The organism is Brevibacterium sp. JSBI002, assembly GCF_026013965.1.
GTDB lineage: Bacteria > Actinomycetota > Actinomycetes > Actinomycetales > Brevibacteriaceae > Brevibacterium.
Genome location: NZ_CP110341.1, coordinates 1714780 through 1739091 on the forward strand (window position 1 = coordinate 1714780; position 24312 = coordinate 1739091).

Sequence of the window (24312 nt, forward strand, 5' to 3'; positions counted from 1 at the left end):
TGACAAGACGAAGGGCCGCTGCGCATCAGCGCAGCGGCCCTTCTTATGCCGTGTAGGAGATCAGCGGCGACCGTCGCGCGCCCAACGGTAGACGATCGGCACGAGGAACGCGAAGCTCGATGCGAGCAGACCACCCCAGAACACCCAGAATTCGGTTCCCTCAGGCGAGGAGAACGAGGCTCCGAAAAGGTAGAGACCGAACAGGAAGAGCGCGAAGGCAAAGACGAAGACGATGACATCGGCGAACGATGCTGAATTGCGGGTTCTCTTCGGGGCGGCGATATCGGACATGGTCTCCTCCGGCGATGATTCTGGTGGTCAGCTGACTCTCAGCGACAGTCTACATCGCGTAGAGGACTTTGCTCATCTCCGGTCGTGTTCGGCGCTTCGCTCCGGGACCAGCCAACCGAGCAGAGCCGAGACGATCGAGACGATGATCGCGGCGAAGATGGCGGAGAAGAAGAACGAATCGATGGTGAACTCGAACGGGGTGAACCCGCTGAGCCAGCTCGTCAGCGCCAACATGATCGCGTTGATGACGATCGAGAACAGCCCCAGAGTCAGACACGTGATCGGAGCCGAGACGAAGCTGAGGATCGGTTTGATGAAAGCGTTCGCCAATCCGAAGATGAGGCCGATGACGAGGTAGGAGATGATCGTCGCCGGTATGGCTCCGGCCTGCTCCTCGACGACCCGGTTCCCTGTGATCGTCACACCCGGCAGGATCCAGGCCGCCACCCAGATCGCACAGGCGTTGACGATGACGCGAGACAAGAAGTTCATATCCGTCATCCTCGCAGACCGATCTGCGTTCTTTCTGAGTCGCGGATGGGAATGAGTTCCGTGCCATGGTGATCAAACTCAACGTCGCTTGGTGCACTGGCACTCGAATCGGATCGGCAAACACAGTAGCCTGAAGGGGAACCTCTCGGTTCGACTTTCTCAGACCAACAGCGTGCACCTACCGAGTGATTTGATCCAGGTCACCACGGCGGCACGACCTCCCGGATGAGCGGGAGCAGAAACTGGATTGATATGACAGACAGCGACACACCCTCCTCGGCTCGGCGCACCACCGTGCAGCAGTCTTCACCGACTCTGTTCTCGGCCGTCGGGCGCAGCTATTTCCCGATCGCCTTCGTCGCCCGCATGCCTTTCGCCATGATCGTCGTCGGTGTGCTCACCCTCGTTGTGGCCGCACGCGGATCGCTCAGCCTGGGCGGGATCAACTCCGCCATGGTCGGATTGGGCACGGCTCTGTTCGGTTCCTTCATCGGGGCGGCCGCTGATCGTTGGGGTCAGCGCTACGTTCTGCTCATCGCCGGGATCCTCAACTGCCTGGCGCTGACTTTCATGGCATGGGTCGTCTTCAGCCCGCTGCCGGATTTCGTCGTGTTCATCGCCGCCTTCGCGATCGGTGCCACCTCACCTCAGGTCGCACCGATGTCGCGGTCTCGCATCGTCGACATCGTCATGTCCGTGCTGCCCTTGTCGAGGCGGCCGAAGGTGCTCAATGCCACGATGGCCTACGAATCCGCCGCCGATGAGGTCATCTTCGTCTTCGGACCTTTCCTCGTCGGACTCTTGGCGACCTTCTTCACCCCGGTCGCGCCCATCATCGGGGCGATCGTGATGACGCTCGTCTTCGTCTCCGCCTTCGCACTCCACCCGACAGGTCGGGCGCGTTCGACGGGGACGTCGAGCAGCCTCGGCGAGCGTGCTCCGGCCAAGGACGTGTTCACCGCCGGTGTCTTCGTCATCATCCTCGGCGTGTTCGGCGTCGGCATGGTGTTCGGCTCTACGCTCACGGCTCTCACCGCGTTGACCAACGACATCGGCCGACCGGAGGAAGCCGGACTCATCTACGGAGTCATGGGCATCGGCTCTGCGGTGCTGGCGATCTCGGTGGCGCTGTTCCCCTCAGCGTTCGCGCTGTGGGCCCGACTGCTGTGTTTCGCGCCGGTTCTGGTCACGGGCTCGGTCATCCTCGCATCGACAGAAGCGATGCCGATCATCGTCATGGCTCTGCTGCTCATGGGAACGGGAATCGGGCCGAGCCTCGTCACCCTCTTCAGCCTCGCTGCCGAACGGGCACCGCTCGGACGCTCGGCGACGGTGATGTCGATGGCGGGGTCGGCGATCATCGTCGGCCAATCGGTGTCCTCGGCGATCAACGGAATCCTCGCCGAGGATCAGGGAACGGCCGTGGCGATGGCCGTCCCGGTGGCCGCCTCGGCGATCGTCCTCTGTGCCGGTATCCTCAATCTGTTCGTCGGGAAGCGCCGCGATCAGAACGCTGACAAGCCGTCACGGCATCGCGTAACAGACGGCGAAGAAGAGATCTGAATCACTCTGACTTTCCGCTTTTTGGGACGGCGTGTCCCAGGCGTTGCCAGGTGTGACCACGGCAAAACCGAGGAGTAGGATGTCCGCTGGTCCATCGTGAAATGCGCCACGGATCGTGGCCTCTCACACCACTACGGAAAGCACACAATGTCTTCAAGCACCTCGACGACCGAGGCCGTCCGCAGCGACACCCGCTTCTTCGGACACCCTCTGCCGCTCTTGCAGCTGTTCAGCCTGGAACTGTGGGAGCGATTCTCCTACTACGGAATGAACGGCATCCTCGCCCTCTACCTCTACTTCAGTGTCACCGACGGCGGCATGGGGATGGAGCAGGGTACGGCCGTGGGCATCGTCGGTGCGTACGGCGGTGCCGTCTTCCTCGCTACGATCCTCGGCGCCTGGATCGCCGACCGCCTCGCCGGAGCCGAGAAGGTCCTCTTCTACTCAGCGATCATCATCATGGTCGGCCACATCTGCTTGGCGTTCATCCCCGGTTTTGGGGGAGTGGCGGTCGGCCTCATCCTCGTTGCGCTCGGATCCGGCGGTCTCAAGGCGAATGCCTCGGCACTCGTCGGTGAACTCTACGAAGAGAAGGATCCGCGCCGTGACGCCGGTTTCACCATCTTCTACATGGGTGTGAACATCGGAGCCTTGTTCGGACCGCTGATCACAGGTCTGCTGCAGTCGAACATCGGCTTCCACTACGGCTTCGGGGCCGCCGCGATCGGCATGGCCCTTGGTCTCGTCATCTACCTCACCGGTCGCAAGAATCTGCCGCCGGAGTCGCGGGTGGCGGTCAACCCGCTGCCGAAGAACAAGCTCTACCTCTTCGTCGTGGCCGTCGTGGTCGTCGTTCTCCTCGCCGTCATTCTGTGGATGACGAAGGTCGTCAACCCCGAGAACCTCGATTGGTGGATCGCCGGCATCTCCGCCGGTGCGGCCGCCTGCTACTTCATCGTCATGTACACCTCACGGCAGACGAAAGGCGACGAGCGCTCCCGCGTCCTCGCCTACATCCCATTCTTCATCACCGTCGTCATCTTCTGGTCGATGTACCAGCAGATCTTCGGCGTGCTGACCGTCTACTCGGATACCCAGCTCAACCGTTCGATCTTCGGTTGGGAGATGCCGATCAACTGGATCCAGCTGATCCCTGCGTTCTTCGTCATCGTCTTCGCCCCGCTGTTCGCGACCATGTGGATGAAGCTCGGACCCAAGCAGATCTCGACACCTGTCAAGGCCGGACTGTCTCTCGTGCTCATCGGCATCGGCTTCCTCATGTTCCTGCCCTTCGCTGAGGCCGGGCAAAATGAGACCCCGCTGCTGTGGGTATGTCTGACCCTCGCCGTGTTCGTCTTCGGTGAGCTGCTCATCTCGCCGGTGGGACTCTCGTTCTCCACGAAGGTCGCTCCGAAGGTATTCCAGTCGCAGATGATCGCCGTGTTCTTCCTCGCCTCAGGCGTGGGTACGGCGCTGTCCGGTGTGCTCGGCGGGTACTTCGACGCCGGCAACCAGGCACCCTACTGGCTGTCGGTCGGCGGATCGTCGGTCGTGCTCGGCCTGCTCGCGCTGACGCTGACGAAGCCGATGCTGGGGCTGCTGCGCGGAATCCGCTGATTCAGTCAGTGCGCGGATAGTCAGTTCAGCCCGAGGGCCCCTGTGAGTCACCGACTCGCAGGGGCCCTCGGCGTTGCCTGGGGGCATCCCTCACCCGCAGTGTCGTTTCAGAGCGTTGCAGCACGAGGGTGTGGCCGGACGGGCGATGGATGCCGGAGCAACGGTATGAATTGGCACTAGTGGGAGGGCGTGCGACTGACGGGAGGGCGTGCGGCCGACGGGAGGGCGTGACGCGGGCTGGGTGAATCGCAAGCACAGCGCGGCACAGCCTCAGCGAGCGTGTGTGACGCGCCCCCGAGTCAGACGCCGATGAAGATGGGCAGCGCGTCAGGGTGGTGGGCGTGGACGATCGTGAGGAACACGAGCGCGTCGAAGAGCAGATGCACCGTGACGGTATAAGGCAGTGACTTCGTGCGAGTGAAGATGAAGGCCTGCACGAGTGCGAAGGGGATCGTCAGCAGCGGTCCGATCGACCGGTAGCCGAGCTCCCAGAGGAACGACACGAAGATGATCGTGGTGAATACGTTCGCAGTCCAGAATGAGAAGTGTTTGCGCAAGAGGGCGAAGACCGTGCAGATGAAGAACAGTTCGTCCCAGATGCCCACGGCGTTGACCCCGAAGAACAGTCGGATGATCTCCGACCAGTTCGTCAGCGGAGGCCAGTTGAGGTAGACCCCGGTGCGCATGAAGTACTGCGGCAGCACTGCCCAAGCGACCACAACGACGAAGACCAGCCAGGCCCACTCCAGCCGCGACCAGGGCTGGCCGCGACGCAGCGGAAACTGGATCGTCTTGTCATCGAACACATAACGAGACACGACCCAAGGGCCGATGACGACGGCGGAGAGCACAACGCCCATGCGTGCGATGTTCGACCACGAGATATCGGCTTCGACAGATATCGCCGAGATGAGAGCGAGACACGCGGCGATGATGCTGAGGTCTCTGGCGAACCTCCGATTGACACTCCACGCGATGATCAGGGCCGCGAGCATCGGAGCGTATCCGAAGGCGCGGACCTGCGGAAACGTCGTTCCGACGCCGAAGAGCACAACCGCCGAGACCGCCAGCAAGGCAGCCGCAGCAGCCTCCCAGCTGAGCGGTTTCAACTGCGGGGCTCCGATGGTTACTGCTCGGTCAGTGTCCACGCTCCACACTGTAGACGAACCCTGACCGAGCCGCACCGGATCTTCAGCCAGTGGCGCACCGGAACATCGCGCTTGGCTGTGCCGAATCGCAAGTAGGATCGGAGCGAGGGAAGGACATCATTGGACCCAGAGGACTACTGCGAGCTCATCGCCGCACTGGCACCGAACCTGCACACCGAAACGACGCCGTTACACAGTGCTCTCGGGCGCACCACGGCAACCGATATCACAGCTCCACGATCGGTGCCCGGGTTCGCCGCCTCGGCGATGGATGGGTTCGCCCTCGACGGAGCTGCCCTCAACTCCGCCCGCGACGGCAAGTCCATTCGAGTCGTCGGCGACACTCCCGCCGGACATCCCGCCGTCACTCTGCAGACGGGATGCGCGGTGCGCGTGATGACGGGCGCTCCCGTTCCCACCGATGCCGAGGCGGTCGTGCCCGTCGAGCTCACCGATGCTCAGCAGACCGGGCCGGCTCCCGAAGCCATCAGAATCGATTCCCTGCCCGAGGCAGTGCCTACGCAGTGGAATATCCGCGCGATCGGCGAGGACATGAGCCGGGGCGACACCGTCCTGACCGCGGGGCAGCGGATCACCTCGGCCGGGGTCGGCGTGCTGGCGATGCTCGGCGTCATCGAGATCGACGTGGTCCGCAGGCCCCGCATCGGTCTGATCGTCACCGGAGACGAAATCCAGGGCACCGACCGGACAGGCGAGAGCCGTACCGAGGCGACCGCCGCCGCGATCTTCAACTCGAACCTGCCGATGCTCGCCGCCGCCGTCCGCGGCTTCGGTGCCGACCCCATCGAAGCCACGTGCAGCGACGACGCCGACGAGCTGCGCGGTGTGCTCACGACGATGAGCACCGAGGCCGACCTCGTGGTGACGACCGGAGGAATCAGCGCCGGTGCCTTCGAAGTCGTCCGTCAGGTCCTGGAACCCGCCCATTCGACATTCCGCCGACTGGCTATGCGACCCGGATCGCCACAGGGATTCGGGCTCTATGGAACTCTGCCGCTCATTCATCTGCCCGGCACTCCACAGGGAGCTCTCGTCGCCTTCCACCTCTTCGTCGGCTCGCTGCTGACCGGGAAGCGTCTGCGGCAGAGATGGCGGAAGGGAATTCTCGCAGGCCCCGACCTGCGACCACACGGAAACGCCGAAACGTTCCGTCCCGGCACCTTCACCGAATCGGGGGAGATCCTCCCCGCCGACCGGGCCAGGCTTCCGAACTTCGCCACGGCCGATGTGATCATCAGAATCCCTGCCGGTACCGATACCCCGCGTGGTTCAGCGGAACTGTGCGCAGGCACGGCGGTCGACTACCTCGAGTGCTGATGCCGTCCGCCCTGTCGGATTAGGATGGGGCCATGTCCACTTCACGCCTCAGCCCTGCCGACCGGACCCGCTACGCACGGCAGATCCGGCTGTCCGGATTCGGCGAAAGCGCGCAGGCGTCGCTGCTCGACTCGCACGTGCTCGTCATCGGCGCCGGGGGGCTCGGTGCCCCGATTCTCAGCTACCTCGCGGCCGTGGGCATCGGCACGATCACCGTGGTCGACCCCGATATCGTCGAACTGAGCAATCTGCATCGACAGGTCATCCACACCGAGGCGGCCATCGGCACTCGTAAGATCGATTCCGCTCAGCAGCGGATGAACGGGATCAATTCGTCGATCGAGGTCCGCACGATTCCGCAGCTGCTCACTCCGGACAACGCTCTCGAACTCTTCGCAGGCGTCGACATCGTCGTCGACGGCAGCGACAACTTCGCCACCCGCTACCTCGCCAATGACGCCTGTGAGATTCTCGGCATCCCGCTCGTCTGGGGGACGATCCTCGGCTTCGACGGCCAGGTCGCCGTCTTCGATGCCGAACGCGGCGCCACCCTGCGCGACATCTACCCCGAGGTTCCCGCTCCGGGCAGTGTGCCCGACTGCTCGGTCGCCGGAGTCCTCGGGCCCCTGTGCGGAAGCATCGGATCCGCCATGGCGATGGAGGCCGTCAAGGTGCTCACCGGCATCGGGACACCGCTGATCAACAGCGTGGCGATCCACAGCAGCCTCGACGCGGGCTGGGAGACGGTCCCGGTCCGGCCGATCCCCGGCAGGCCTCCGGTCACCGACCTCGAGCAGCATCGCGGCGACTACGCCCAGCACACGTTCGACTCTCTGAGCACCGACGGCGACACGGCAGAGAGTGCAAAAGGCTCGACCACAGGGGAGGACCCTCTCGGGCCGGCCACCGTCACCTGGGCGGAGGTCGAGTCAGGCTCCATCCTCGTCGACATCCGCGATGACGATGAGGTCGCCTCGGGGATGGTCCCCGGTGCCATTCACATTCCGATGGACGAGCTGCTCGCCGATCTCAGCCGGCTGCCGACTGCCAACACAGCCGACGCGTCCGCCATTTCTGACGTCGCCCCCGCACGGCCGCACGGGATCGCACTGTACTGCCGGTCGGGAGTGCGCTCGGCGAAGACCGCTGCGCAGCTGCGTTCACACGGCATCGCAGTGACCTCGGTCAACGGCGGATACCTCGCGTTTCTGTCACAGCCGACACCTCAACGGCGCTGACGAGTCCTACCCGCCGGCGAACGGCGGGAGAACGTCGACGGTGTCACCATCGGCCAAGGCTGCCGACTTGTCGGTGGCGGCCACGGAATTGACGAGGAAGCTCGAGCGCGACAGCACGGTCGCGGCTTGGGGGTCGGCCGCCTCGGCGAGGGTCGTGACGAGCTCATCGACGGACCCGGCACGGATCTGTGATTCTCGGGCGCCGAAGGCCTCCCGGGCTGCGGCGAAGAACCGAACGGTGATGGTGGGCACTTATCCTCCGATGGCGCTCATGGGTCGTTGCGGCTGCTCGAACGAATCCGTTTCCATCCCATGACCGGCGAGCTTCTTCCAGTGCGCACCCTTCCACAGGTTCGCGATCGATTCGTCGGAGGCGCCATCGCGCATCGCGGTGAGCAGATCGACCTCGGTGCGGGAGAACAGGCAGGTGCGCACACGTCCTTCCGCGGTCAGCCGGGTGCGAGTGCAGTCGGCGCAGAAGGGACGCGTGACCGAAGCGATGATGCCGACGGTGCCGAGGATCGTATCGGGACGGCGTTGATCGGCGACGAGGAACTTCTCGGCCGGGGCGCCGTTGCGCGGGGCCGAATCCGGGGTGAGGACGAATCGGGGTTCGAGGAGGGCGAAGATGTCGGCGGCGGTGATCATCGACGTCCGCTCCCAGGAATGTCCGGCGTCCAGGGGCATCTGTTCGATGAACCGCAGGCTCAGATCCTGTTCGAGGCACCACTGCAGCAGATCAGGCGCTTGTGCATCGTTGACCCCCGGCAGGAGCACAGCGTTGATCTTCACCGGCTCGAGGCCGGCGGCCTTCGCCCCGTCGATGCCTGCCAGCACGCGTTTGAGGAATGGGCGCCGGGTCATCGTCTCGAAGGTCTCCGGATCGATCGTGTCGAGCGAGACGTTGATGCGATCGAGTCCGGCGGCCTTGAGCCCGGCCGCTCGTTTGTCGAGGCCGATCGCGTTCGTCGTCAGCGCGATGTTCGGGCGCGGTTCGAGGGCGGCGACCCCGGCGATGATCTCGTTGATGTCCTTGCGGGTCAGTGGTTCACCGCCGGTGAACCGGACCTGGTCGACCCCGAATTTCTCCACGGCGATGCGCACGAACCGAACGATCTCGTCCCGCGACATTGCGGAATCACGAGACATGAATTCGACGCCTTCGGCCGGCATACAGTACGTGCAGCGCAGATTGCAGAAATCGGTGAGTGAGATGCGCATGTCGGTGGCGCGACGATCGAAGGTGTCGAGCAGCGCATCCTCGTTGTGGCCGGTGAATTCCGCACCTGGGTCGACAGTCGGAGTTCTCAGCACAGGCATCGGCAGACCGATCTTCTCCATTTCGTCATCCTCCTTGAGAGCGTGTCGATATCATCGTCCCATGACTACAGCGAAGATGCATCGTGAGCGGGTATTCGAGACGATCGCTCCACTCACCGGGACGCAGGAGCTGCCGCTGCACGCACTGCTCGATGCCCCGCGCAGGCTCGCCGCCGATGTGAGTTCACCGATCGATGTTCCCGGCTTCGACAACTCGAGCATGGACGGTTATGCCTTGGCCGCGGCACCGTGGAGGAGATGCGGCAACGCCCGATTCTCGTATGCGGTCGCGTCGCAGCGGGGTCCCGTGGTGAGACAGTCCAGCCGGGCACCGCGGTGGAGATCATGACCGGGGCACCGCTGCCGCAGGGAACCGATATGGTCGTCAAGATCGAAGACACCTCGCCGGGACGCTTCGGTGCCGAATCCATCACCCTCGACGCTCATGCGGAACCGCGCCCGGGAGCATTCGTCCGCCCCCGCGGCTCCGACGTGAGCGCCGGGCAGACCGTGCTCACCGCGGGCACCATGCTCACTCCCGCCCACCTCGGCGTGGCCGCCGCCTGCGGAATCCGCACGCTGCCGGTCCTCTCGCTGCCACGCGTGCTCATCGTGAGCACAGGTGACGAGATCGCCGCCGAGGCGGCCGCCGGAATCAACGACGCGAACTCAGTGACGCTCTCGGCCGGGCTGCGCCGCCTCGGCGTCGAAGTCGATGTCGCCTTCGTCCCCGATGATCCGCAGCAGCTGCTCGACCGAGTGCGGCGCAGCGACGCACAGCTCGTCATCTCCACCGGCGGAATCTCCAAAGGCGCTCACGAAGTCGTCAAGCTCGCAGCCGAACTCGATGCCGAATCCGCGATGGTCTTCGAACCCATCGCCATGCAGCCCGGCGGACCACAGGGATGCGGACGTCTGGCAGACCACGCCTGGGTCGCGCTGCCCGGCAACCCGGTGAGCACCCTCATCAGCTTCGAACTGTTCATCCGTCCCGCGCTGCTCGGCCTGGCAGGCGACGCAGCGCCCCGCGAAGTCGCCCACCACCGCCTGGCCCACGGGTTCGATGAGACCCCGCCGGCCGGGAAGCTCCAGGTCCGCCGTGCCCGGCTCACCGAGGCGGGCCTCGAATTCGTCGGCGATTCCCGTTCCCACCTGCTCCACAGCTACGCCGAGGCGACCCACCTCGTCTTCGTCTCACCCGACGAACCCGGACCGGACAACCCGTTCTCACCCGCGGGGGATAGGCTGATGACGTGGAAGATCGCATGAAGCTCTCGCACGTCGACGAGACCGGAACCGCCCAGATGGTCGATGTCGGCGACAAAGACGTGACCAAACGCCGGGCGGTGGCCACCGGGACCATCACGACCCGCAGCGAGGTCATCGACATGATCGCCGAGGCGGGACTGCCCAAGGGAGACGCCCTGCCCGTGGCGCGCATCGCCGCAGTGATGGGGGCGAAGCGCACCAGCGACCTCATTCCCCTGTGCCATCCGCTGCCGCTGACCGGAATCGACGTCGAATTCGCACTCGGCGACGATCGTGTGACCATCACCGCCGCAGTGAAGACGGTGTCGAAGACCGGAGTCGAGATGGAGGCCCTGACGGCCGTGACCACGGCCGCGCTGACGATCTTCGACATGATCAAGGCCGTGGACAATCAGGCCGTGATCAGCGATGTCAAGGTCATCGAGAAGTCAGGCGGAAGGAGCGGAGATTGGACACGAGGAGCATGAGCGCTACCGGCACGGTCATCACCACCGGAGTCGTCGACACCGAGATCTCCACGGCGGCCCTCGAACCCGAAGTCCTCACCGACACCTGCGGCGCAGTCGTGAGCTTCTCCGGCGTCATCCGCGACCACGACGAGGGCCGCGGCGTGAGTTCCCTGCACTATGAGGCCCACCCCCTCGCGGCCGATCAGATCGCCGAGGTGGCCGCCGACATCGCTGCCCGCCACGCCGAGGTCCGCCTCTCCGTCGTCCACCGGGTCGGCGACCTCACCATCGGAGACGTGGCTCTGGCCGCCGTCGTGGCCTCGGCCCACCGGAAGGACTCGTTCCTGGCCTGTTCCGAACTCATCGACGAGGTCAAAGCCCGAGTGGCGATCTGGAAGCACCAGCACTTCGCCGACGGCAGCGACGAATGGGTGGGAGCCCTCGAATGACTCAGCTGCGCATCAGCGAGGCCGCACGGTTCCTCGGCGTCAGCGACGACACGGTGCGCCGGTGGGTCGCCGACGGGCGGCTCACCTCGCTCAAGGACTCCTCGAACCGTGCCGTCGTCGAAGGCAGGGAACTCGCCGAACTCGCGCAGTCGTCCGCAGCCTCACTCGCCGACCCCAGCGGCGTTATGAGCTCCTCACGGAACCGATTCGCCGGTCTCGTCACCGCCGTCGCCGTCGACGGAGTCATGGCCCAGGTGAGCATGCAGTGCGGGCCCTTCCGCGTGGTCTCGCTGATGTCGGCCGAAGCGTGCCGCGAACTCGACCTGCAGCCGGGCAGTCTCGCCACCGCCTCGGTGAAGGCGACGATGGTCTCGATCGACACTGTCCCCGGCGACTGAGCCTCACCCGTCAACCGGTGGGAGAGCCGATTTTCGGGACTGCAGACCGCCCTGGAATCTCAAAAGCGTCGTCCAAGTCGACATGAACCCGCAAATGCGGTTTCAATAGGGGGATGAAGAAAACCCTTATCGGGCTCAGCATCGTCGCTGCCCTGACCCTGTCCGCGTGTTCCTCCGGCGCCGATTCGCAGTCCGAATCGGATGCGCCCAAGGAGATCACGGTGTTCGCCGCCGCCTCGCTGACGGAGGTGTTCGAAGACATCGCCGACGAATTCGCGAAGGCCGAGCCGGATGCGCCCGAGGTGAAATTCTCCTTCGCGGGATCGTCCGACCTCGTCGCGCAGATCTCCGAAGGCGCCCCCGCCGACGTCATCGCCACCGCCGACGAGAAGACCATGGACACCTTGAACGGCGACGATCTGCTCGCCGCAGAGCCGACGATGTTCGCCTCGAACACGCTGACGCTGGCCGTAGCCGAAGGCAATCCGACGGCGATTGAGAGTTCGAAGGACTTCGCCGACAGCGATCTCGTCGTGTGCGCGCCCCAAGTTCCCTGCGGTGCGGCCACCGAGAAGTGGGCCGACGCCAATGATGCGACGCTCGAACCAGTCAGCGAAGAGAACTCCGTGACCGACGTCCTCGGCAAGGTCAGCGCCGGGCAGGCCGACGCCGGCATCGTCTACGTCACCGATATCGCCCGCGCTGACGGCAAGGTCGAGCAGGTCGACCTCGACGGCGCCGACAAGGTCGTCAACAAGTACCCCGCCGCGACCGTTAAGGCCAGCGAGAATCAGGAGCAGGCCGAAGCGTTCGTCGAGTTCCTCGGAACCGATACCGCCCAGAAGCTGCTGCGCGACGCCGGGTTCGCCGCCGCCTGATATGGCCCCAGGACGCAGAGGGGGAGGGGTCTCGACGATTCCCGGCTGGCTGTGGATTCCCGCCGCCGTCGGGATCGTCTTCCTCCTCCTGCCCATCATCGGGATGGTCTCCCGCATCGACCCGCAGGGCCTCCTCGACGTCATCCGCGCCGAGGAATCCCGGCTCGCGATGCAGCTGTCCCTGCTGACCTCGGTGATCTCGGCCCTGGTCAGCGTCGCCCTCGGGTTCCCGCTGGGCTACCTGCTCGCGACCAAGGACTTCCGCGGACAGCGGATCGTGCGCACCCTCATCCTGCTGCCGCTCGTGCTTCCACCGGTGGTCAGCGGTCTGGCACTGCTCTACACCTGGGGGCGCTCGGCCGTTCTCGGCGGCGCCGCGGAAGATCTCGGACTGAGCCTGGCCTACACCACCTCGGCGGTGATCATGGCCCAGATCTTCGTCTCGCTGCCGTTCATGGTCATGTCGGTCGAGACCGCAACCACGGCTCTGGGGCGTCGCTTCGAGCTCACCGCCGCCGAACTCGGGGCGAAACCCGACCGCGTGTTCTTCACGGTCACGCTGCCGCTCCTGCGCAACGGCATCACCACTGGCGCCGTCCTCTGCTTCGCTCGCTCCCTCGGCGAATTCGGTGCCACCCTGACCTTCGCCGGATCCCTCTCCGGCGTCACTCGCACGATGCCCCTGCAGATCTACCTCGTCCGCGAATCGGATCCGCAGGCCGCCATCGGCCTGTCCCTGCTGCTCATCGTCATCGCCGTGGTCATCATCGTCCTAGCCTACCGATCCCCGCACGCCCCCCGCCTCCGCCCGACACCCCGGACGGTGAAGTCCACCCTCGCCGAGGCGGCCACCCCGCCACCGCGCCATGACCGGGCACAGGGTGCTCCGATCACATCCGGTCCACCGTCCGGAGGGCGTCTGAGCACCGCGGTGGAACTTGCCGAGCGGGGAATCGCTCTCGACTTCACCGTCCCCGCCGGGGCGACGACCGCGATCATCGGGCGCAACGGCGCCGGCAAATCGAGCCTCTTCCACATCCTCACCGGAGCGCTGCGCCCCGACTCCGGACACCTGCGCATCGGTGACGATGCGATCTTCGATCTGGACGCCGGGCACTGGCCGGCCATCCACGACCGCGGCATCATCCATCTGGCGCAGAACCCGCTGCTGTTCCCACACCTGAGCGTCATCGACAACGCGAGCTACGGTCTACGCGCTCACGGCATGGCCCGCGGGCGGCCCGGGAACGGGCGCAGGACATGCTCGACCGCCTCGGCGTCGGTCACTGTGCGCAACGGCGACCCGAAGCGGTCTCGGGCGGCCAGGCCGCACGCATCGCTCTGGCCCGCGCCCTCCTCGTCGATCCGCGGCTGCTTCTGCTCGACGAGCCCCTTGCCGCACTCGACGTCGATGTGCGCGTCGAGACCCGTCAGGTGGTCGCCGAACTCCTGGCCGATCGCAGCGCACTGCTCATCACTCATGACATCGACGACGTCAGCGCGCTGGCCGATGAGCTCGTGCTCGTCGAAGACGGAGCGGTGGAACTGTCGGCCCAGGTAGGGCACGTCGATCCAGGGCAAGCCGGAGCAGGGGAGGACTTTCTGCGGAGCTTTTGCATGATGGACCGCGACGGCATAGTGTGCAATCAGTCACATTGAACCACTGACATTTCAAGGAGCACAGCGCCGTGGCCGAACTGTCCTATTCCTCCGGTATCTCCACCGAACCCCTGCTCGGGATCACCATCGGAGAGCACTTCAAACGCATCGCGACTGCGAACCCCGATGCCTTGGCACTCGTCGACCGGAAATCGAACCGGCGGTGGACGTACTCGGAGTTCGACGCCGACACCGATGCACTGGCCGTGGGACTGCTCGAACGCGGCGTGAAGAAGGGCGACCGAGTCGGGATCTGGGCGCAGAACGTTGCCGAATGGGCCCTCGTCCAGTACGCGACCGCGAAGATGGGCGCCATCCTCGTCAACGTCAACCCCGCCTACCGCAGCCACGAACTCGAATACGTGGCCAAGCAGTCCGGGATGACGCTGCTCATCTCGCAGGTCGTGGCGCCCCCGCATTCGGATTTCCACGCCATCGGCACCGAGGTGGCTGCGAAGGTCCCGGCACTCGACCTGGTGTTCCTCGACACCGTCCCCGAGGACCTCATCGGCGGCGCGAACATCGGCGAACGTCAGTCCTTCGCCCGCCTCATCGGACACGGCAGGCAGCTGCTGGCCGACTCGGGCGCGAAGTACGGCGTCCGCCTGCAGCAGGTGATGGACGACCTGTCGGCCGATGAGCCGATCAACATCCAATACACCTCAGGCACCACCGGATTCCCCAAAGGCGTGACGCTCAGCCACCACAACATCCTCAACAACGGATTCTTCATCGGCGAGACGCTCTCATACACCACTGCTGACACCGTCGTCGTGCCCGTGCCCTACTACCACTGCTTCGGCATGGTCATCGGCAACCTCGCCGCACTCAGCCACGGAGCGGCGATCGTGCTGCCCTCACCCGGCTTCGACCCGCTGGAGACGATGACCGCCGTCACCGAGGAGAAGGCCACCTCCCTCTATGGTGTGCCGACGATGTTCATCGCCGAACTCGAACACCCGCAGTTCTCCGAATTCGATTTCTCGAGCCTGCGCACCGGCGTCATGGCCGGGTCCCCGTGCCCGGTGAACACGATGCGCAGAGTCATCGACGATATGAACATGTCGGAGGTCGCCATCTGCTACGGCATGACCGAAACGGCACCCGTGTCGATGATGACCCGCGTCGACGACTCCCTGGAGAAGCGCACCCAGACGGTCGGGCGCGTGATGCCCCATCTCGAGATCAAGATCGCCGACCCGGTCACCGGACAGACTCTCCCGCGTGGACAGAAGGGCGAATTCTGCACCCGCGGCTACGCGGTCATGCTCGGATACTGGGAGCAGCCCGACAAGACGGCGGAGACGATCGACGCAGCTCGGTGGATCCACACCGGCGACCTCGCGATCATGGACGAGGACGGCTACGTCGACATCTCCGGTCGCATCAAGGACATGGTCATCCGCGGCGGCGAGAACGTCTATCCGCGGGAGATCGAAGAGTTCCTCTACCACCACCCGGCCATCCGCGACGTCCAGGTCGTCGGGGTCTCCGACGAGAAGTACGGGGAGGAGCTCATGGCCTGGGTGATCCTCAAGGACGGCTTCGAAACCCTGAGCGCCGAGGAGCTGCGGGAGTTCTGCTCCGGCAAACTCGCCCACTTCAAGATCCCCCGCTACGTCGAGGTCCGGGATTCCTTCCCCATGACGGTGTCGGGAAAGATCCGCAAGATCGAACTTCGCGAAGAGGGCGAGAGGATCGCACACGCCGCCGTCTGAGGCCCAGCCGCGATCCGGAACCGAACTGCTTTCGGATCGAGCCTGAGATCACAAGTCGGTTGCAGTTCGAACCCGACCGGGCATGAGTTTCTCTTGTGTGCCCGAATTCACTAGGATCATTGTTCATGAGAGCTGAATCACAGCCATTGGTGTCGCTGACGAACGTCGAAAAGCACTACGGCGATTTCCACGCATTGAAGAATGTCAACCTCGACATCGCCGAACGCGAGGTCGTTGTCGTCATCGGCCCGTCAGGATCGGGCAAATCGACCCTGTGCCGGACGATCAACCGTCTCGAGACGATCACCTCGGGCAGCATCACCATCGACGGCAAGGAGCTGCCAGCTGAAGGTGCGGCACTGGCCCAGCTGCGCTCGGACGTGGGCATGGTCTTCCAGGCGTTCAACCTGTTCGCCCACAAGACGATCCTCGAAAACGTCACGCTCGGCCCGATCAAGGTGAGGAAGCTGTCGAAGTCCGAAGCGGACAAGCAGGCCATGGCCCTGCTCGAACGCGTCGGAGTCGCGCACCAGGCCGACAAATATCCCGCACAGCTGTCCGGCGGACAGCAGCAGCGCGTCGCGATCGCTCGATCGCTGGCGATGAAACCGAAGGTGATGCTCTTCGACGAGCCCACCTCGGCGCTCGACCCGGAGATGATCAACGAAGTCCTCGACGTCATGGTCGGGCTCGCCGAGGAGGGCATGACGATGGTCGTGGTCACCCACGAGATGGGCTTCGCCCGCAAAGCGGCACACCGCGTCGTGTTCATGGCCGACGGGGAGATCGTCGAAGTCGCCGAGCCCGAGGAGTTCTTCACCAATCCGCAGAGCGGGCGGGCCAAGGACTTCCTGTCGAAGATCCTGACGAACTGAAACCACCGCACCACCTCACTCACAAGGAGAGACAATGAAGAAGCTCAGACTCGCGGTCGCCTCGGTGGCCATCGGCATGTTGGCGCTCAGCGGCTGCGGCCAGGGCGGAACCCCAGATGCTCCGGCCGAAGGTGATGGCGCCCAGGCCGAAGCACCCGAATACAAGGTCAATGACAGCGCGGACGTTGCTGACTCGAAGACCTGGAAGGCTGCGAAGGACGCCGGCGAGATCACCATCGGCGTGAAGAAGGACCAGCCGGGACTCGGCAACGTCAAGGCCGGTTCGAAGGAGCCCGAGGGCTTCGATATCGAGATCGCGAAGATGGTCGCCGCCCAGCTCGGCTTCAAGCCGGACCACATCAAGTACACGGAGACCGTTTCGGCCAACCGCGAGCCGTTCCTCCAGCAGGGCAACGTCGATATGGTCGTGGCGACCTATACGATCAACGACGAGCGCAAGAAGGTCGTCGACTTCGCAGGACCCTACTACGTGGCCGGCCAGGACCTCCTCGTGGCCGAGGACTCCGACATCACCGGACCCGATGACCTCGCAGGGAAGAAGGTCTGCTCCGTCGACGGTTCGACCCCGGCACAGAACATCAAGGAGAAGTACAAGAAGGCCGAGCTCGTCACCTACGATGCCTACTCGAAGTGCGTGACCGACCTGCAGTCGGGATCCGTCGATGCGGTGACCACGGACGATGCGATCCTGCGTGGCTACGCCAAGCAGTATGAGGGCGAGTTCAAGGTCGTCGGCAAGCCCTTCACCGAGGAGCCCTACGGTGTCGGTCTGCCCAAGGGCGACGATGCACTGCGCGACGCAGTCAACGATGCTCTGGAGAAGGGCATGGACGACGGTGACTGGAAGAAGGCCTTCGAATACACCCTCGGCTCCACCGATGATGTCGACATGCCCAAAGTCGACCGCTACTGACCCAGTCCACAGATTGACATGATGCGAGGGCACCGTCAGCGGTGCCCTCGCATCGATTAAGGAATCTGCTATGGATTTCCTGGAGCTTCTCCAGATGTTCCTCTCCGGTGCGTGGGGAACGATCAAACTCTTCACCATCGCCTTGATCGGATCCATGATTCTCGGCACGGTGCTGGCTGCCATGCGGGTCTCGCCGACCCCGGTGCTGCGGATCGCGGCATCGACGTACATCAACGTCGTCCGGAACACTCCGCTGACCCTGGTGATGTTCTTCTGCGCGTTCGGACTGCCGTTCCTCGACATCCGATTCGGTGCGACGAGCTCATTCAACTCCTTCGTGTACGCGACGATCGCTCTCATCGCCTACACGGCTTGCTTCGTTGCGGAGACTCTGAAGTCGGGAATCTCGACGATTCCCGTCGGTCAGGCCGAAGCCGCCCGAGCGGTCGGTCTGAGGTTCGGTCAGACTCTGGGCGAAGTGATCCTGCCGCAGGCTTTCCGCACGGTGATTCCGCCCCTGGGCAGCGTGATCATCGCGATGCTCAAGAACACATCGATCGCCTCGGCGTTCAACAACCGAGAGCTCATCTCCGCGATGCGCAACGCCATCGAGGTCCGTGGTGACCTCGTCATTCCGATCCTGTTCGGCACCGCCTTGGCCTACCTGGTCCTGGCTCTGCTGCTCGGCCGTGTCTTCGACTACCTGGAGAAGAAGCTGGTGATTCTGCGATGAGCGCACCGACACAAGTTCTGTTCGACGAACCGGGCCCGAAGGCGCGCCGGAACAACATCATCCTCTCGATCGTGTCTCTGATCGTGCTCTTGGCACTTGCGGCCTTCGTGGTCTGGAAGTTCGCCGATGCCGGTCAGCTCGAACCCGCGAAGTGGTACCCCTTCACCTTCGCGCAGATCCAGATGGTGCTCTTCCAGGGAATGCTCGCCACCCTCAAGGTCGCCGTTGTCGCATCGGTGCTTGCGATGGTCGTCGGTGTCGTCTTCGCTCTCCTGCGGCTGTCGAACAAGAGGGTCGTCTCCGTTCCCGGAACGATCGTTCTCGAGTTCTTCCGCGGAGTTCCCGTCCTGCTGCTGATCTTTGCGATGTTCCTTCTGTTCGGCAACGAGATCGGTTCCTTCTGGTCGGTCGTCTTCGGCCTGACCCTCTACAACGGAATGGTGCTGGCCGAGATCATCCGTGCAGGCATCCTCGCCGTCCCCACCGGGCAGCGTGAAGCGGCCATGGCGATCGGGCTGCGCTCGGGACAGGTGATGAGTCTGGTGCTCATGCCGCAGGCGCTGCGAGCGATGATGCCGACGATCATCGCTCAGATCGTCGTGCTCCTGAAGGATTCGGCTCTGGGCTTCATCGTCACGTATCAGGATCTGCTCTACCAGGTGAACCTCATCGGGCGAGAGTACAACAACCTGTTGCCGACGTTCATCGTCGGGGCACTCCTGTTCATCATCATCAACATGATCGTCGCCGGGTTCGCCCGCTGGCTCGAATCCCGACTCCAGCGAAAGACGACCGCCGATACCGAGGCGGATGCTCTGACCTCGAAGATCATCGACTGATTCCCCGGTTGCGAACAGGGCCCGGTCGACAGCGACCTGGCCCTGTTCGACCATGTATCGTTCACATAGGAGTCGGCCATGAAGGAGTGCATCAATGCCACAGCCTCAACTCAGCCCCACACCGGTTCGAATGGTGAAGAACATCGACCGCGAACGGTACGAGCTGTTCACCGATGAGACCCCGGGAGAGTTCATCGGGTTCCTCGCCTACCAGGTCATCGATGACCACACTCTGGAACTCCAGCACACGATCATCTCCGAAGGCTTCTCCCGACGAGGCTTCGCCCGTACCCTTGTCACCCAGGTGCTCGACCTCATCCGGGCCGACGGGTCGACCATCGTGCCGACCTGTTCGTACGTCCAGGACTACCTCGAGCGGTTCCCGCAGTACGGCGATCTCGTGTCCCCTCAGTGACGGAGAGACAGCAAGGCGGCGGAGCGGGCCGTTTCGCTCCGAGCCCGAGCGGTGACCTCCACATCGGCAATATCCGCTCCGGACTGCTCAGCTATGTGCGTGCCCGGCAGACGGGCCGGCGGTTCGTGTGGCGGATCGAAGACCTCGATCGGGTGAAGGCCGGAGCGGCCGACTCACAGCTTCAGGTCTTCGCCGAACTCGGCGTCGACCCAGACGAAGCTCCTCTGGTCCAATCCGAACGCACTGCCGAATACGCCGCCGCGATTGCGAGGCTGGAGGCGGACGGACTCGTCTACGAATGCTATTGCTCACGCAAGGACATCGCTCAGGCCCCGAGCGCACCGCACGCACCACCCGGGGCGTACCCGGGGACCTGTCGCCGCCTCGGGGAAGAAGAGCGCGAGTCCGCCCGACTGAGGCTCGAAGCGAGCAATCGGCGCCCGGCGCTGCGTCTGCGCGCGGACAACCGAGTCCACAGCATCGACGATGTGCTGCTGGGCCGGGTGGAGGCCGTCGTCGACGATCTCGTGCTGCGGCGAGGTGACGGTGTCTTCGCCTACAATCTCACCGTCGTCGTCGATGATGCAGCGACCGGAATCGACGAGATCCTGCGCGGCGACGATCTCGCTTCTTCGGCACCCCGGCAGGCGTACCTGGCACGGCTGCTTGGTCTGCCCGAACCGGACTGGGTGCATGTTCCACTGGTGCTCAACGACAGTGGTCAGCGGCTGGCCAAACGCGATGGAGCGGTGACCTATCAGCAGCTGCGCGGCCTCGGCTGGACCAATGAAGACGTCTTCGCCTGGATGCAGCAGTCACTGGGATTCGACGGAGACGGTGCCCCGTGGAGATCCGTCGACGATATGGTCAGGGACATCGACTTCGCTCGGATGGCGACGACGCCGACGGTCTTCATCCCGCCTGCGGGCTCCTAGGGCCGATTCCGCTCAGGCCGTTTCCTCGTCAGGCCGATGCTTCATCAGGCTGCGGAAGAGTCGACGGCGTCTCGGATGACGTCGTCGTAGATCGCTTCGAAGGTGTCGAGGGTGTATTCGATATCGTGTTTGGCCACGACATCGAGCGACGCCTTCGACATGGCATCGAGTTCATCATCGGGCATCCGGCAGATGCGGGTGAAGCGGTCCGCCAGCGCATCGGTGTCGCGCGGCGGAAACAGGTACCCGTTGACTTCGTCGCGGACGAGGTGCGGCAGGGCCACAGCATCGGCGAGGACCACAGGTTTGCGCGACGCCAGTGCCTCCAGCGTAGCGATGGACTGCAGCTCGGCGGTCGACGGCATGCAGAAGAAGGTGCAGCGCTGGTACGCCTCCATGAGCGCCTTGTCACTGATCTTCCCGAGCACATGCACACGATCGGCGATGCCGAGTTCGGCAGCCAGCTGCTTCAGCGGCTCCTCCTGGTCACCGCCGCCGACGATATCGGCTTCGAGCCCCAGCGCGGGATCGGTCTTGGCCACGGCCTCGACGATGTCGGAGGCATGCTTCTCCGAGGAGAGCCGACCGACGAAGAGAACACGTGGGGGAACGGCACGCGACGCGGCGCAGTCGAGTTCGCGCAGATGGGCAAAGCGTTCCAGATCGATCCCGCAGGACACTGCCCTGATGGGCGAGGAGAACCCGTTCTCGGTGAGCAGATCGGCGGCCAGCTGCGTCGGAACCGTGATGAAATCGGCGGACTGGAACTTCCGGCGCAGGTCCCACCAGGCGATGGCGGTGCCGCCGTCGAGAACGGCCTTCGGAGCTTTGAGATAGGGGCGGACGTTGTCGGGCATGAAATGGTTCGTGGCCACGACAGGGATTCCGCGCCTGATCGACTCGGAGAACGCATAGCGGCCGATGACGAAGTGCGCCTGAGTATGCACGACATCGGGGCGGACGCTGTCGAGGAGCCGTGAGAGCTCGGGCTTCGTCTCCCACGGCATGCAGATCATCCACGTCGGGTGCAGCGGCCACCTGTGGGCGGTGAGTCGGTGGACGGTGACCCCGTTCTCGACACTGACCGAGGGTTTGCCCGTGGCCGAGGGGCAGGCGACGTGGACATCATTTCCGCGAGCGGCGAGACCTTCGGCCAACCGTTCGGCGAATTTCGCGGCACCGTTGACTTCGGGGGCGTACGTCTCCGCCGGGATGAGGATGCGGCGTTTCGGGGTGGGACGGTGCGCAGACAGGATTCAGCTCTCCTCGGTGTCGGTCATGGTGCCGGAACGGCGGGCGTTCCGGCGCTGAGCTTCTCGATCTCTGACATCGGGATGATACCGCGACAATACAACGACGGCCGCGCAGGCGACCAATCCGGTGAGCGAGATGAGGATGATGAGCCAGACGGGGGAGTGGGCCGCCTCGCCGAGGACGACGGTGCCGAGGATGACGGCGCCGATCGGGTCGATGACGGTCAGGCCGGCGATGACCATCTCCGGGGGGCCAGCGGCATAGGAATTCTGGACGAACAGGGACCCCAGTGCCACGGCCGCCAGAAGCGCTGCGACATTGATCCAGGTGACCTGATCGAGCCCGGCCTGGAGGAACTGGACGCTGACCAGGTGAGCGTTCGTCGCCACACAGGCGAACAGCAGGCCGGCGGCGATGATGAGCACGAGCTGAGGGGCGTGGCGGAAGACCACCACGATCACCAGGCCGACCGCCACGGCGACGGCAGTGATCCAGAACAGCGGCATCGCATCGGCTCCGAGGTGGACCTCCGACTGTGCCGTCGTCGCCGAGAGCGCGACGAAGAGCGTCACCCCGGCGGTGCACCAGACGACTGACTGGACGAGTCGCCTGTTGACCTTGAGCCCGCGGTGGCGGACGCCGAGCAGCACCGAGACGATGAGTGAGAACGCCCCGATCGGCTGCACGACCATCACCGGAGCCAGCGCCAGGGCCACGAAATTGCCCGCCGTTCCCACTCCGAGGATGATCAGCCCGAGCAGCCACCGACGATTGCGCAGCAGCTCGGCGAAATGGGCCCAGCTGAGTCCGTTGTGGGAGGCATCCTGCCCGGCGACCGCATCGTGCTGATACAAGGCGCCATAGGCCAGTGCCACGGCCGCGAGGACGGCGAGGGCGATTGCCACTATGGTCACGATGAGTCTTCCGGTGTCGACGGTGTGGATGTGGGGAGCGGATCGCTTCGAGTCTATCGCGCGGGGCGGCGGCGAAGATGGCCGCAGACTGTGTTTGTGCTGACTGTAAGGCAACCCTGCGGCGACAGGTGGGGAAACCCACAGCGGCGCGGCCGAGGCACCCTCAAGGCTGTGAGCTAAAGCACTCGTCACGGTTTTGTTCGCCGGCCAGGGGATTTGCTAAGCTGGAACACACGTCCGCAGGAAACTGCGGCATTCCTCCGTAGCTCAGTTGGCAGAGCATTCGACTGTTAATCGAAGGGTCGCTGGTTCGAGCCCAGCCGGGGGAGCAGCCAAGGCCCCGTCCGTTAGGACGGGGCCTTCGTCGTTCCTTGCCGCTTTTGTCACAGCTGTCTCGCGGCGGTGCGCGCCTCACCTGCTCGATCAAGCCCCAGCGCGTCTGTCGACCCGTGGACGTTCGGATATCCGTGTTACGCCTTGAACGACACCTGCCACCGCGCTCGGTGTCGTCGACGTGTATGGGGAATAGGCTCTGCACGCGGCGAGTTCTTCGGGCATGAAGTCTTTCGGATTCCTCAGTTTCGGTCACTACGACAACTCTGGCGACCTCGACGCCGGGCGGATGCTGCGCGATGCGATGGAGATCTCCGTCGGTGCCGACGAGCTCGGCGTCAACGGTGCCTACTTCCGAGTCCACCATTTCGCGACCCAGGCGGCCTCTCCCATTCCGCTGCTGTCGACGATCGCCGCGAAGACCAGCAACATCGAGGTCGGTACCGGGGTCATCGACATGAGATATGAGAACCCGCTCTATCTCGCCGAGGAGGCCGCCGCCCTCGATCTGCTCTCCGACCAGCGAGTGGCGCTGGGCATCAGTCGCGGATCCCCGGAACCGGCCCTGCGCGGTTGGGAAGCCTTCGGCTACGAGGATCCCACCGAGACGAAGGCCGCGAACATGGCCAGGGAGAAGTTCGATCGGTTCCTCCGGGCCATCCGCGGCGAGGAACTTGCCCCGGCCGATCCGCAGCAGTTCGGTCCGGGGAAGCGCCTGCGCATCGAACCGCATTCCCCTGGCCTTGAACGCCGCATCTGGTGGGGAGCTGGATCCGCTTCCACTGCCGAATGGGCGGCAAAGCAGGGTGTCAACCTGATGAGTTCGACTCTGCTCACCGAGGCGACCGGCGCGGCATTCGGAGACCTGCAGGCCGAGCAGATCGCCAGGTATCGTCAGGCGTGGAGCGCCGCGGGGCACGGATGGGCTCCGAGAGTGTCCGTCAGCCGCAGCGTCTTCCCGATCACCTCCGACCTCGACGACCTCTATTTCGGTCGGCGTGGGGCCGGCGAAGGTGACCAGATCGGCATCATCGACGACACTCGCTCGACGTTCGGCCGTACCTACGCGGGTGAACCGGACAAGCTGATCGACGAGCTCAAGTCCGACCCGGCGATCGCGGCAGCCGACACCCTCATGCTCACCATCCCCAGTCAGCTCGGAGCCGACTACAACCTGCATATCCTCGAGTCCTTTGCCAAGCACGTCGCGCCGGCGCTGGGCTGGGTTCCTGCCGGATAATGCTGAGACGCGG

The 24312-nt window shown here is 64.4% G+C and carries 25 protein-coding genes, 1 tRNA gene and 1 pseudogene; 20 read left to right on the forward strand and 7 right to left on the reverse strand.

Features of this window, described 5'->3' with window-relative positions; translation table 11 throughout:
• Nucleotides 1-60: 60 nt before the first annotated feature.
• Both LJ362_RS07845 and LJ362_RS07850 read right to left on the reverse strand, forming a co-directional pair.
• Nucleotides 61-291, reverse strand: coding sequence for a hypothetical protein (locus LJ362_RS07845; RefSeq protein ID WP_101546743.1), 231 nt, complete (start codon nucleotides 289-291; stop codon nucleotides 61-63).
• Nucleotides 292-363: 72 nt separating this feature from the next.
• Nucleotides 364-783 (reverse strand): phage holin family protein, encoded by a 420-nt coding sequence (locus tag LJ362_RS07850; protein ID WP_264801612.1) that lies wholly within the window; start codon nucleotides 781-783, stop codon nucleotides 364-366.
• Nucleotides 784-1035: 252 nt separating this feature from the next.
• Between LJ362_RS07850 and LJ362_RS07855 the strand changes: the two genes are divergently transcribed.
• Together LJ362_RS07855 and LJ362_RS07860 are read left to right on the forward strand one after the other, a co-directional pair.
• Nucleotides 1036-2346 (forward strand): MFS transporter, encoded by a 1311-nt coding sequence (locus LJ362_RS07855; RefSeq protein WP_264801613.1) that lies wholly within the window; start codon nucleotides 1036-1038, stop codon nucleotides 2344-2346.
• 147 nt (nucleotides 2347-2493) lie between these two features.
• On the forward strand, nucleotides 2494-3963 hold the full coding sequence (locus LJ362_RS07860) for a peptide MFS transporter (RefSeq protein WP_264801615.1): 1470 nt from the start codon (nucleotides 2494-2496) through the stop codon (nucleotides 3961-3963).
• Between the two features lie 299 nt (nucleotides 3964-4262).
• On the opposite strand, the gene LJ362_RS07865 is transcribed toward LJ362_RS07860, so the two are convergent.
• Nucleotides 4263-5120 (reverse strand): CPBP family intramembrane glutamic endopeptidase, encoded by an 858-nt coding sequence (locus tag LJ362_RS07865; protein WP_413774236.1) that lies wholly within the window; start codon nucleotides 5118-5120, stop codon nucleotides 4263-4265.
• Nucleotides 5121-5231: 111 nt separating this feature from the next.
• On the opposite strand from LJ362_RS07865, the gene LJ362_RS07870 reads away from it, so the two are divergent.
• Together LJ362_RS07870 and LJ362_RS07875 are read left to right on the forward strand one after the other, a co-directional pair.
• Complete coding sequence (locus tag LJ362_RS07870; RefSeq protein ID WP_264801618.1) at nucleotides 5232-6449, forward strand: molybdopterin molybdotransferase MoeA; 1218 nt, start codon at nucleotides 5232-5234, stop codon at nucleotides 6447-6449.
• A 32-nt stretch (nucleotides 6450-6481) separates the two neighbouring features.
• Entirely contained in the window at nucleotides 6482-7687 is a 1206-nt protein-coding gene (locus tag LJ362_RS07875) for a ThiF family adenylyltransferase (protein WP_264801619.1), read from the forward strand.
• A 6-nt stretch (nucleotides 7688-7693) separates the two neighbouring features.
• On the opposite strand, the gene LJ362_RS07880 is transcribed toward LJ362_RS07875, so the two are convergent.
• Together LJ362_RS07880 and moaA are read right to left on the reverse strand one after the other, a co-directional pair.
• Nucleotides 7694-7939: a MoaD/ThiS family protein gene (locus LJ362_RS07880; protein ID WP_264801620.1), complete on the reverse strand. Its 246-nt coding sequence runs from the start codon at nucleotides 7937-7939 to the stop codon at nucleotides 7694-7696.
• Nucleotides 7940-9028, reverse strand: a complete 1089-nt coding sequence (gene moaA / locus LJ362_RS07885; RefSeq protein ID WP_264801622.1) for a GTP 3',8-cyclase MoaA — start codon at nucleotides 9026-9028, stop codon at nucleotides 7940-7942.
• Nucleotides 9029-9068: 40 nt separating this feature from the next.
• On the opposite strand from moaA, the gene LJ362_RS07890 reads away from it, so the two are divergent.
• The 14 genes and pseudogenes from LJ362_RS07890 (at nucleotide 9069) to gluQRS (ending at nucleotide 20558) form a co-directional block, all read left to right on the forward strand.
• Nucleotides 9069-9356, forward strand: a complete 288-nt coding sequence (locus tag LJ362_RS07890) for a hypothetical protein (protein WP_264801623.1) — start codon at nucleotides 9069-9071, stop codon at nucleotides 9354-9356.
• Nucleotides 9266-10276 carry a molybdopterin molybdotransferase MoeA gene (locus LJ362_RS07895; protein ID WP_264801625.1) on the forward strand — a complete coding sequence of 337 codons (1011 nt, stop codon included), beginning with the start codon at nucleotides 9266-9268 and terminating at the stop codon, nucleotides 10274-10276. Before LJ362_RS07890 ends, LJ362_RS07895 begins: the two co-directional genes overlap by 91 nt.
• Nucleotides 10273-10743, forward strand: a complete 471-nt coding sequence (gene moaC / locus LJ362_RS07900; RefSeq protein WP_264801798.1) for a cyclic pyranopterin monophosphate synthase MoaC — start codon at nucleotides 10273-10275, stop codon at nucleotides 10741-10743. Before LJ362_RS07895 ends, moaC begins: the two co-directional genes overlap by 4 nt.
• Entirely contained in the window at nucleotides 10740-11174 is a 435-nt protein-coding gene (locus LJ362_RS07905; RefSeq protein ID WP_264801626.1) for a molybdenum cofactor biosynthesis protein MoaE, read from the forward strand. The genes moaC and LJ362_RS07905 overlap by 4 nt, the downstream gene beginning before the upstream one ends.
• Nucleotides 11171-11572 (forward strand): TOBE domain-containing protein, encoded by a 402-nt coding sequence (locus LJ362_RS07910; protein ID WP_264801628.1) that lies wholly within the window; start codon nucleotides 11171-11173, stop codon nucleotides 11570-11572. The genes LJ362_RS07905 and LJ362_RS07910 overlap by 4 nt, the downstream gene beginning before the upstream one ends.
• A gap of 113 nt (nucleotides 11573-11685) precedes the next feature.
• Nucleotides 11686-12450 carry a molybdate ABC transporter substrate-binding protein gene (gene modA / locus LJ362_RS07915; RefSeq protein WP_264801629.1) on the forward strand — a complete coding sequence of 255 codons (765 nt, stop codon included), beginning with the start codon at nucleotides 11686-11688 and terminating at the stop codon, nucleotides 12448-12450.
• 103 nt (nucleotides 12451-12553) lie between these two features.
• Nucleotides 12554-14109: pseudogene (locus LJ362_RS07920) on the forward strand (ABC transporter permease).
• 29 nt (nucleotides 14110-14138) lie between these two features.
• Nucleotides 14139-15827 carry an AMP-binding protein gene (locus LJ362_RS07925; protein WP_264801631.1) on the forward strand — a complete coding sequence of 563 codons (1689 nt, stop codon included), beginning with the start codon at nucleotides 14139-14141 and terminating at the stop codon, nucleotides 15825-15827.
• 125 nt (nucleotides 15828-15952) lie between these two features.
• Nucleotides 15953-16702, forward strand: a complete 750-nt coding sequence (locus tag LJ362_RS07930; RefSeq protein WP_413774237.1) for an amino acid ABC transporter ATP-binding protein — start codon at nucleotides 15953-15955, stop codon at nucleotides 16700-16702.
• A 34-nt stretch (nucleotides 16703-16736) separates the two neighbouring features.
• On the forward strand, nucleotides 16737-17636 hold the full coding sequence (locus LJ362_RS07935) for a glutamate ABC transporter substrate-binding protein (RefSeq protein ID WP_264801632.1): 900 nt from the start codon (nucleotides 16737-16739) through the stop codon (nucleotides 17634-17636).
• Nucleotides 17637-17706: 70 nt separating this feature from the next.
• Entirely contained in the window at nucleotides 17707-18369 is a 663-nt protein-coding gene (locus LJ362_RS07940) for an amino acid ABC transporter permease (protein ID WP_264801633.1), read from the forward strand.
• Nucleotides 18366-19208, forward strand: coding sequence for an amino acid ABC transporter permease (locus tag LJ362_RS07945; protein ID WP_264801634.1), 843 nt, complete (start codon nucleotides 18366-18368; stop codon nucleotides 19206-19208). Before LJ362_RS07940 ends, LJ362_RS07945 begins: the two co-directional genes overlap by 4 nt.
• Before the next feature lie 94 nt (nucleotides 19209-19302).
• The gene (locus LJ362_RS07950) at nucleotides 19303-19623 is read left to right on the forward strand and encodes a GNAT family N-acetyltransferase (protein ID WP_264801635.1); all 321 of its coding nucleotides are present in this window, start codon (nucleotides 19303-19305) and stop codon (nucleotides 19621-19623) included.
• A complete protein-coding gene (gene gluQRS / locus LJ362_RS07955; protein WP_264801636.1) occupies nucleotides 19620-20558 on the forward strand; it encodes a tRNA glutamyl-Q(34) synthetase GluQRS in 939 nt (312 codons plus the stop codon). The genes LJ362_RS07950 and gluQRS overlap by 4 nt, the downstream gene beginning before the upstream one ends.
• Nucleotides 20559-20602: 44 nt before the next feature.
• Here gluQRS and LJ362_RS07960 read toward each other — a convergent pair whose 3' ends face one another.
• Both LJ362_RS07960 and LJ362_RS07965 read right to left on the reverse strand, forming a co-directional pair.
• A complete protein-coding gene (locus LJ362_RS07960) occupies nucleotides 20603-21814 on the reverse strand; it encodes a glycosyltransferase (RefSeq protein ID WP_413774248.1) in 1212 nt (403 codons plus the stop codon).
• A complete protein-coding gene (locus LJ362_RS07965; protein WP_264801638.1) occupies nucleotides 21815-22726 on the reverse strand; it encodes a DMT family transporter in 912 nt (303 codons plus the stop codon).
• Between the two features lie 256 nt (nucleotides 22727-22982).
• Here LJ362_RS07965 and LJ362_RS07970 point away from each other — a divergent pair.
• Nucleotides 22983-23055: transfer RNA gene (locus tag LJ362_RS07970), tRNA-Asn, on the forward strand.
• Between the two features lie 227 nt (nucleotides 23056-23282).
• Nucleotides 23283-24299: an LLM class flavin-dependent oxidoreductase gene (locus LJ362_RS07975; protein ID WP_264801639.1), complete on the forward strand. Its 1017-nt coding sequence runs from the start codon at nucleotides 23283-23285 to the stop codon at nucleotides 24297-24299.
• Nucleotides 24300-24312 lie beyond the last annotated feature (13 nt).